General features: G+C 34.3%; 6 protein-coding genes and 1 pseudogene. 4 read left to right on the top strand and 3 right to left on the bottom strand.

Annotated features, from left to right (window positions below; translation table 11 throughout):
- Positions 1-170: 170 nt before the first annotated feature.
- Entirely contained in the window at positions 171-638 is a 468-nt protein-coding gene (locus tag ACNQGH_RS21575) for a hypothetical protein (protein WP_417958083.1), read from the bottom strand.
- Between the two features lie 110 nt (positions 639-748).
- A complete protein-coding gene (locus tag ACNQGH_RS21570) occupies positions 749-2,011 on the bottom strand; it encodes a cysteate-C-fatty acyltransferase (RefSeq protein ID WP_417958082.1) in 1,263 nt (420 codons plus the stop codon).
- Between the two features lie 410 nt (positions 2,012-2,421).
- Between ACNQGH_RS21570 and ACNQGH_RS21565 the strand changes: the two are divergent.
- From ACNQGH_RS21565 to ACNQGH_RS21555, 3 genes and pseudogenes are all read left to right on the top strand, one after another.
- Positions 2,422-3,573, top strand: a pseudogene (locus ACNQGH_RS21565) (DUF2157 domain-containing protein); the annotation flags it as partial.
- Positions 3,563-4,123 carry a GDYXXLXY domain-containing protein gene (locus ACNQGH_RS21560; protein ID WP_417958081.1) on the top strand — a complete coding sequence of 187 codons (561 nt, stop codon included), beginning with the start codon at positions 3,563-3,565 and terminating at the stop codon, positions 4,121-4,123. The pseudogene ACNQGH_RS21565 and the gene ACNQGH_RS21560, both read left to right, overlap by 11 nt.
- Positions 4,124-4,186: 63 nt before the next feature.
- The gene (locus ACNQGH_RS21555; RefSeq protein ID WP_417958080.1) at positions 4,187-4,951 is read left to right on the top strand and encodes an NYN domain-containing protein; all 765 of its coding nucleotides are present in this window, start codon (positions 4,187-4,189) and stop codon (positions 4,949-4,951) included.
- Here the strand turns inward: ACNQGH_RS21555 and ACNQGH_RS21550 are convergent.
- Positions 4,948-7,332: a hybrid sensor histidine kinase/response regulator gene (locus tag ACNQGH_RS21550; RefSeq protein WP_417958079.1), complete on the bottom strand. Its 2,385-nt coding sequence runs from the start codon at positions 7,330-7,332 to the stop codon at positions 4,948-4,950. The two genes, ACNQGH_RS21555 and ACNQGH_RS21550, sit on opposite strands and share 4 nt — an antisense overlap.
- 177 nt (positions 7,333-7,509) lie before the next feature.
- Between ACNQGH_RS21550 and ACNQGH_RS21545 the strand changes: the two genes are divergently transcribed.
- Positions 7,510-9,018 carry an FMN-binding glutamate synthase family protein gene (locus tag ACNQGH_RS21545; RefSeq protein ID WP_417958078.1) on the top strand — a complete coding sequence of 503 codons (1,509 nt, stop codon included), beginning with the start codon at positions 7,510-7,512 and terminating at the stop codon, positions 9,016-9,018.
- Positions 9,019-9,725: the final 707 nt, after the last annotated feature.

The raw sequence follows: 9,725 nt of genomic DNA, 5'->3' as shown, positions 1-9,725 counted from the left end.
AAAACAGTTGCAAAAAGAAAAACGCTTATAACGGATGTTTAAAATCCTGTTACAAGCGTTTTTTTATTGTCTAAAAAACGGCACTAATCAAAATAGGCGATGTTTTTCAGTGGCCTCGCCGCAGCTGATGGATTTCTTAGTTTCAGACAATTGTATTTTTAAAACATTAGTCACTTTTGACAATCCACTTTTGACAGCGCAATGTTTCCTTCAAATTTCAATTGTTTTGGATCTTTAAAAGTTACTTTTCCTTTACTATCATCTACAACCTCCCCATACCCTTCAACATATGTATTTCCTTTTTTCAAGAAAGCAACTTGGCGAACCGTAGCAAGGCCTTCGGACATAAAAGCATAATCTGCAAAAAGCGTATCTCCCTTTACTTTTCCAACTAATGTCCCAAAGCTTTTGTCTTTCTCGTAGAAATTATAGCTCAATTTCCCCGAAGCCAATTGATTACCCTTTATAGTCAAAGTCATTGAAATCGTATCCTTTTTTACAATTGCACGGTAACATTCTTCAGATACAGGCCCATCAATAACTATTTTTTCAGCTGGTGCTGGCGCTGTAGTTTTTTCTTTTTTACAAGAAACCAGAATACTCATAAATACAATACTTAATACAATTACTTTTTTCATAAATTTCCATTTAGTTTTATAAATGTACGAATTCTCAGCTGATTCATTCGAAAAAAAAAATCCATTAGTCAAGTAGACTGATGGATTTTTATATAGTAGTTCAACAATGACTAAGCGTCCAAATCAACTTTAGTTCGTGATGCAATTTCTTTATACGTTCCGTTTTCTAGTTTTTCACGGATTGCTTCAAAAGCAGTTAATGTTTCATCAATATCAGCTAAAGTATGTGAAGCTGTAGGTGTCATTCTTAATAAAATAATTCCTTTTGGAATCACAGGATAAATCACAATCGACAAGAAAATTCCGTAATTTTCTCTCAAGTCATTTACCATAACCATTGCTTCCGGCACACTTCCCTGAAGATAAACTGGTGTTACACAAGTATTAGTGTCACCAATATTAAAATTTCTGGAACGTAATCCGCTTTGTAAAGCATTTACGATCACCCAAAGCTTATCTTTTAATTCTGATGAATTTCGCAACAATTCCAGTCGTTTCAACGAACCAATTGTTTGAATCATTGGTAATGCTTTTGCAAACATTTGCGAACGCAAATTGTATTTTAGGTAATCGATGATTGCTGCATCAGCCGCTACAAAAGCACCAATATTAGCCATAGATTTTGCAAAAGTCGAGAAGTAAACATCAATGTCATCCTGAACGCCCTGTTCCTCACCTGCTCCTGCACCTGTTGCTCCAAGGGTTCCAAAACCATGTGCATCATCTACAAGCAAACGGAAGTTATATTTTTGCTTCATAGCAACAATCTCTTTCAATTTTCCTTGTTGGCCACGCATTCCAAAAACGCCTTCGGTAATAAAAAGAATACCTCCTCCATTTTCTGCAGCCAATTTAGTGGCACGTTGAAGATTTTTCTCCATGCTCTCCAAGTCATTGTGCTTATAGGTAAAACGTTTTCCCATATGTAAACGAACCCCGTCAATGATACAAGCATGGGCATCTACGTCATACACAATCACGTCATTTTTAGTAACCAAGGCATCAATAATTGACACCATTCCCTGGTACCCAAAATTCAATAAATAAGCTGATTCTTTCATTACAAAAGCAGCCAGCTCGTTCTCCAATTGTTCATGATATTTAGTGTGCCCGCTCAACATACGGGCACCCATTGGGTACGCAGCGCCATATTGTGCAGCAGCATCAGCATCTACTTTGCGGACTTCAGGGTGATTGGCAAGACCTAAATAATCATTCAAGCTCCAGTTCAAAACATCCTTCCCATCAAACTGCATTCTTGGACCCAATTCACCTTCTAATTTAGGAAAAACAAAATAACCTTCGGCTTGTGAAGCCCATTTTCCTAATGGTCCTTTATTGTTTTGAATCCTTTCGAATAAATCTTTTACCATAATATATCAAGTAATAATTTTAATTTTAAGAAGTTGCAAAAATAATTATTTAAATTGTATAATGGTATTGAAAGTAAATTTATTTTCGCATCCACTTTGTATCATGTAAAAAGCAACGTTTACTATCCGGACCGAAGTCGAAGGGGGGAGCTATTTTCCTCCAACACTCCTTCTTTTGTGCCAAGGAAAATCGGCATAGAGGGCTGCGGTTTCAATCAAAGCTAAAAAAACGTTTTCGATGATAAACTTTGTATATTTGAATCATAGAAAACATAGTTTATGTCTGACAAAATTACAAGTGAACTAAGAGAACTGCTCAAAGCCGATATAGTCACGGAAGAAACTGCCGAAAAAATCAGGCAGTACTTCCGACAAAAAGAGCAGGGAAACCAAAACAAAATTTCTTCTGTTTTTGGAATTTGGGAGCAATCCTTGTCGGACTTGGTATCATCCTTGTTTTCGCACACAATTGGCACAATCTTTCCCAAGCAACGAAAACAATAGTATCCTTTCTTCCACTTATAACTGGTCAACTTTTATGTGGTTATTCCCTTTTAAAAAAAAGTGAAAGTACCGTTTGGAGAGAAACATCGTCCGTTTTTTTATTTTTTGCTATTGGCGCCAGCATTTCACTAATTGCGCAAGTGTATAATATTCCCGGGACTATCGATTCATTCCTCATCACATGGATGTTGCTGAGTTTACCGCTAGTTTATTTGCTTAAATCCTCTATTGTTTCATTGCTATACATTTCAGGAATAACGTACTACGGATGTAACACAAATTATTTTACCTATCCAAAAACCAATTCTTATTACTATTGGATACTGCTTTTGGGAATCGCTCCACACTATTATGGCCTTTTAAAAACCAAAAAACAAAGCAATTTTACACTGTTCCATAACTGGTTTGTATCTTTATCAATTGTAATTTGCCTGGGTACGATTGCCAATGAGTATGGGAATTTAATGTATTTGAGCTACATGAGTTTATTTACCATTTTTTATTTCATTGGTAAAATCCCATTCTTTGACAAACAAAAATTAAAAAACAATTGTTTTCTGATTATTGGAAAATTAGGCATAGTCTATCTTTTGTTGCTTTACAGCTTCAAATGGTTCTGGGAGAAGTCCATTTACAAAACGGCTTCTTTATCTGAAACATTTCTTTCTATAGAATTCATAATTGCGTTAGTACTGACATTGATTGCTGCCATATTGTTTTACAAAGAAAACAACAAAAAAAAATTAAGGGAACTCTCTCTTTTGGACCTCGTATTCTTAACCAATATTCTCCATTTTATTAATGGGTATGAGTTTTCTATAGTAGCAAACCTAATCGTGTTATTCATTGGTATAGCAGAAATTAAACGGGGAAATAAATTAAACCACCTGGGAATATTAAATTTTGGTCTACTATTAATAACCGTTCTTGTCACATGTCGCTTTTTTGATAGTGATTTGAGTTTTGTGCTTCGGGGCATTCTATTTATCACAATAGGTTTAGGATTCTTCTTAGCCAATTATTTTATGCTAAAAAAAAGAAATAGAAATGAAAAATAAGAAAATCGTCATTCTGCTTTTTACGCTGTTGGCTATAGCTCAATTATTTGTCCCTCTCCAAATGATAGTCCATCAGGAAAATATTATAAAAACCGGAAAGGAATTCAAATTTCAAACGGCTCCAGTTGATCCCTACGATCCCTTCAGAGGAAAATACATTACATTATCCTTCAAAGAAAGAGAAATCAGGGTAAAAAATGCTAAAAAATGGGGCAGCGGGGAAACGGTTTTCGCAACCATCATTACGGGCAAAAATGGGTTTGCCAAAATTAGTTCCATTGCTAAAGTGAGACCTACAAATAGTGAACCGTATCTTAAATTGAAAATCGGATTTGTTTTAGACAATTCTAAAATAGCACTTGATTTTCCTTTTAATCGATTGTACATGAATGAAAATACAGCATCAAAAGCCGAGAAAATCCATCAAGAGTTTTCAATCAAAAAAAAGAATGAAACCTATGCCTTAGTTGCAGTGAAAAATGGTGAATCTGTCATAAAAGATGTACGAATCAATGGAGTTTCAATTAAAGATTTGGCTACGAAAAATTAAATAATATACAATTCAAAAGAATAATCTGTACCTTTAAATACAAAAACCAACAATAGTAATAAAATGTCACAAGATACAAAAGAATTAAAATTGGCCGTTCTCATTGATGCTGACAATGTTCCATACAGTAATGTGAAAGGAATGATGGAAGAAATCGCCAAATTTGGAACACCCACAACCAAACGTATTTATGCCGATTGGACCAAACCAAATGCCGGAGGCTGGAAAAGTGTTTTATTGGAACATGCCATTACTCCTATTCAACAATACAGTTACACCGTGGGTAAAAATTCTTCCGATTCAGCGATGATTATTGATGCCATGGATTTATTGTATTCGGATAAAGTAGATGGTTTTTGTATTGTTTCCAGTGATTCCGATTTTACACGTTTAGCAATCCGATTGAGAGAATCCGGAATGAAAGTCATTGGAATTGGGGAACAAAAAACACCTAATTCTTTTATTGTTGCCTGCGATAGATTTATTTACATTGAAGTTTTGGATGGCGCCATTAAAAAGAAATTACCAAAAAGAACAGCAACAGATACTAAAAAAGCAATACCTAAAAGCTTAAACAAAGTAGATTTGCATACGATTGAACTCATAGAATCAACCATCGAAGATATCGCCGACGATAGTGGCTGGGCCTTTCTTGGTGATGTAGGAAATCTTATTGTGAAGAAAAAACCCGAATTCGATCCAAGAAATTATGGATTTGCTAAATTAACCCCTATGCTAAAATCCCTTACGGATATTCTTGAAATCGATGAAAGAGACTCAGATAAAAAAGGAATCAAACACGTTTATGTTCGATTGCGCTACAGTTAAATTAACCTTCTAACTGCCTCATATAAAACTTCTTTCTTAATCGGTTTAGATAAATAATCATTCATCCCTATTTCCTTAACACGCTGCTTTGTGGTTTCCATCACATCAGCGGTTACCGCAATGATTGGAATAGTGCTGTTAGCTGCCCCTGCTTCACCATTTCTAATTGCGATTGTTGCTTCATAACCATCCATAACAGGCATTTGAAGATCCATTAACACAATATCAAATTGATTTGTTTTAAATGCTTCTAAAGCTTCCTGACCATTGTTGGCACAGACAACAGTCGTATTTAACCATTTTTTGATGATCATTTTTATCACCATTTGATTAATCGGATTGTCTTCAACTACTAAAATGGATTTCCCTTCCAAATCATCAATGACAACTTTAGCAGCAACTTCAACCTTTTTCTTTTCTGGTGATACATCAAAATCAATTGTAATAATACAAGTGGTCCCTTCATTGATTTTACTATTCATTACGATGGTTCCGTTTTGCATATCAACCAAAGTCTTAACGATGTAAAGTCCTAATCCAAGTCCGCCAAATTTTCGTTTATTATCGATATTATTTTGAGAGAAAGAATCAAAAATGCGATCCATTTTATCTTTGGAAATTCCCACACCAGAATCCGAAACAGTCAAAATCAGACTGGCTTTATTATTCGGTTTCAATTCACTGTCGACAGTAAATTTAACGGAGCCAGTGGCTGTAAATTTAATGGCATTATTCAAGACATTGTTCATCACCTGAACCAATCGAGTTACATCTCCAACTAAAAAATCAGGAATAGTATCCGATTTTGAAAATTGAAATTCTAATCCTTTATCTCTGGCGACATTGACTGCATTATTCTTCAAATGCTCTAAAACCTGTATCGGATCAAACTGACTGTTTTCCAGCCTCAATTCCCCTTTCTCTATTTTAGAAAAATCCAAAATATCATTGACAGAACTCAATAAACTATGGGAAGAATACTTAATGATTTGGCAATTTTTTCTAATTTTTTCATCCTGAACTTCATTAGAAATAGAATCAGTTAAATTCATAATGGCGTTCAATGGAGTTCGTAATTCATGACTTATATTTGACAAGAAATACGATTTTAAATCATTCATTTCTTCGGAACGAATCAAAGCGTTACGAGTGAGTTCATTTTTTTCGTTTTTAAGATTTCGAATTAAATTTGACATCGAGAGAGAAAGAAAAACAATCTCTAAACCAGTACCCAATTTAGAACTGTTTTCGGTTAAAAAATTATTAGGAACCTGACCAAAGTTGTTCAGAATAAAGACTCCAAATCCTAAAATTAAAAAGAAAATGCCAATCGTAAATAAAGAGTCGATTGGCTTCTTTTTATAATAAAGGTATCCAATGGAACAAATAATCAAAATCAAAAATACCAATGCCAATACATTCACCAACATATAACAATACAATAAAGCAGAAGGAAGAAGGATGGCACAAAACAATAAAACAAACAGTAATGCATAGCTAACAGTAAACAGCCTATAAAATGTTTTGCTATGCTGTTTTATTTTCAAAAACACCTCACTGTATTTACCCGATAAAAAAGCTGCAATTATCGCAAAAAACAATACCGCATGATTTGAAAACCACCCACCATGAGGCGTAACAAACTGAAAGAAAAAACCATCCAGAGAAAATTGCAACAAACCAACAAAAACAACATATAAACTATAGTACAAAAATGTTTTTTCGCGTAAACCAAAAAAGAAAAAGAAGTAAATAATTGCTACAATAACTAAAATGCCATAGAAAATGCCATATATCAATTGTTCTTTTAAAAGCATCTTTATGAAACTTTCCGATGAATACAACTTTATCGGTATTTTTATCACTTCACCATCACTTTTTAGATGCAAAAACAATTTCAAGTTGGATTTTGGCGCAATCTTGATTTTAAAAATAGTCTTTCGATTATTATCAAAACTTCGTTTGGAATAGGGAATGTTATCGCCACTTACCGTTTTAATAATTTTACCAGAACCTCCATCAATAGCATACAACTCAATTAAATCAGTTATGGGACGGGCTGTTTCCAGGTAATAGTCCAAAGCTAAGTTTGTAGTATTCTCAAGCTCTGTTTTCGACCAAAAATTATTTTGCGTAAAACCTAAATCATCGCTTTCGGTTTTAAGCTTTGTAGGACTCAATGAATTAAAATTCGCGCTTACAAATTGAATATCTAAATTTCTTTGATCAACGTCAGCAATTGTAGTAAAGTTGTGCAACGAAATTTCTTCAGGAATTGCATTGCTTCTAAAAACATATTGTGAATACGTATCTGTAAAAAACAACATGAAAAACAATAACCCCAAAGTATTAGAAACCCGAATGCATTTTTTTTTACTCATGTTTAACAAATTACAATTAGGCAAAAACAGTTACGTTAAAAAGAGTGTTTTAGTTTTTTAAATTTCTTTTTACTGTTTTCTAATTTTGTGAAATAAAACAATCCATTTCAAATAACAGCATTAAAATCACAAAATCTTTACTATTCTTAGTAAATTAGTAGCTGAAATACTTTCACTATGAGACAAAAATTTTTCATTTTAGGAATTACTGTACTTATTATTACTTCAATTATCTATTTCTATTTTAATACAGGACTATTTTTCATTGTCCTTATAACAATACTATTAATTGTAGGTTTAGCTAATAGTACCCAGCATAAGCATGCCATTTTAAGAAACTTTCCTGTATTCGGTTACTTTAGGTACTTATTTGAAATGATAGCGCCTGAAATTCAGCAATATTTTATCGAACGTTCCACCGATGGAAAACCTTTTTCCAGAAATCAGCGAACTTTAGCCTATCAAAGAGCTAAAAATATTGATTCAACATCTCCATTTGGAACACAATTAAACCTCAATCGATCAAGCTACGAAGGGATCAAACATTCTATTTTCCCTGCTACAGTCAATGAAGAACTTCCTCGAGTTTTAGTTGGCGGACCTGATTGTACGCAACCCTATTCCGCTTCGTTATTAAATATTTCTGCGATGAGCTTTGGTTCCCTGAGCGAAAATGCCATCATGGCTCTAAACAAAGGAGCCCTCAAAGGGAAATTCTATCACAATACTGGAGAAGGTGGCTTAACCGAATTTCACCAGCAGGGTGGCGATATTACTTGGCAAATAGGAACCGGTTATTTTGGTTGTCGTGATGACAGAGGTGGTTTTGACGGAGGGAGATTTACAGAAAAAGCAAATTTACCAGAAGTAAAAATGATAGAAATAAAATTATCACAAGGAGCAAAACCTGGACATGGTGGTGTTTTACCGGCTGCAAAAAACACCGAGCAAATAGCTAAAATCAGGGGTGTTCAACCACACACTACTATTCTTTCTCCACCAAGCCATTCTGCATTTTCAGATGCAAAAGGGTTAGTGGAATTCATTGCAAAATTACGGTTGCTGTCTAATGGAAAACCAATTGGCTTCAAATTATGTATTGGAGAAACCAGTGAATTTGAACTGATTTGCCAAGAAATAATACTTCAAAACTGTTTTCCTGATTTCATTACTGTTGATGGTGCCGAAGGCGGAACGGGAGCCGCTCCTCTTGAATTTGCCGATGGTGTGGGAATACCGTTAGAACCCGCACTCATTTTTGTCAATAAAACACTGGTACGTTTTGGCATCCGAGACAAGATACGTATTATTTGTAGTGGCAAAATAATATCCGGTTATTCCATTCTTAAAGCTGTTGCGCTTGGTGCTGATATGTGCAATTGCGCACGCGGGTTTATGTTTTCATTGGGTTGCATTCAAGCTTTGCGCTGCAATACTAATGAATGTCCTACGGGAGTTGCCACCCAAAACAAAATGCTGATGAAAGGATTGGTCGTAACAGATAAATCAGAACGGGTCTTTTATTTTCATAAAAACACCTTACATGCTGCTAACGAACTTCTGGCTGCCGCCGGTAAAAAAAGTTTTACTGATGTTGATATCAACATTTTTATGCGCGGTGATGAATTTACCCATTTATCTGATTTGTATTTTCCAGACAATTTAAAAAGTGTTACGAAGCACTGATAAGTTATACGAAAAAGGAGGACCTTTACGGTCCTCCAATTGTTGATTCTGATTTACCATTATCTAACTTATACTTTGTCTAGTATAGCTGACTATTGAATCATCATATCTTATTGCAAGATTGATATATCAAGTAATTAATCAGAATCACACTCAAAGATACAATTTACTTCCATCATGACAACTATAAATCAGCTTTTTAACTAATAGTTAACGTACCGTTTTACAAAACTGAAGCCACAGCTTTAAAGACAATATTACCAGCTAAAATTAGATCAGAACATATTGATAAAACAAAGTTTCTAATCCAATTATATTAGAAAAAAAGCAAAATAAAAAAACTAATATTTTGGCATCCAGCCATAAAAAAGGAGGCCTTTTAAAGGGCCTCCGATTTAGACTTTGGTTTATTATCAGCTTATATCTTTCGATACAACTAACTATCAAATACGCTACTCTTTGCAGATGGCCATACTCAAGAACAAACCAAAATCATACTCAAAGATAAGGCGAATTCGACTTCAAACAAGTACAAAACAATACTTTAACTCGTAATTAACATTTAATTTTTATAATATTTTAAAAAGCAATACGGGAGAAATAACCATAAAAAAGGAGGCCTTTTTAAAGGGCCTCCGATTAAGACTTTGGTTTGTTATTATCAGCTCATATCTTTCGATACAACTAACTATCAAATACGCTACTCT

It is taken from the genome of Flavobacterium kochi (genome assembly GCF_048286715.1).
Classification (GTDB): Bacteria; Bacteroidota; Bacteroidia; order Flavobacteriales; family Flavobacteriaceae; genus Flavobacterium.
The sequence above is the reverse complement of the archived record's forward strand: the minus strand, read 5'-3'. Positions and strand labels throughout refer to the sequence as shown.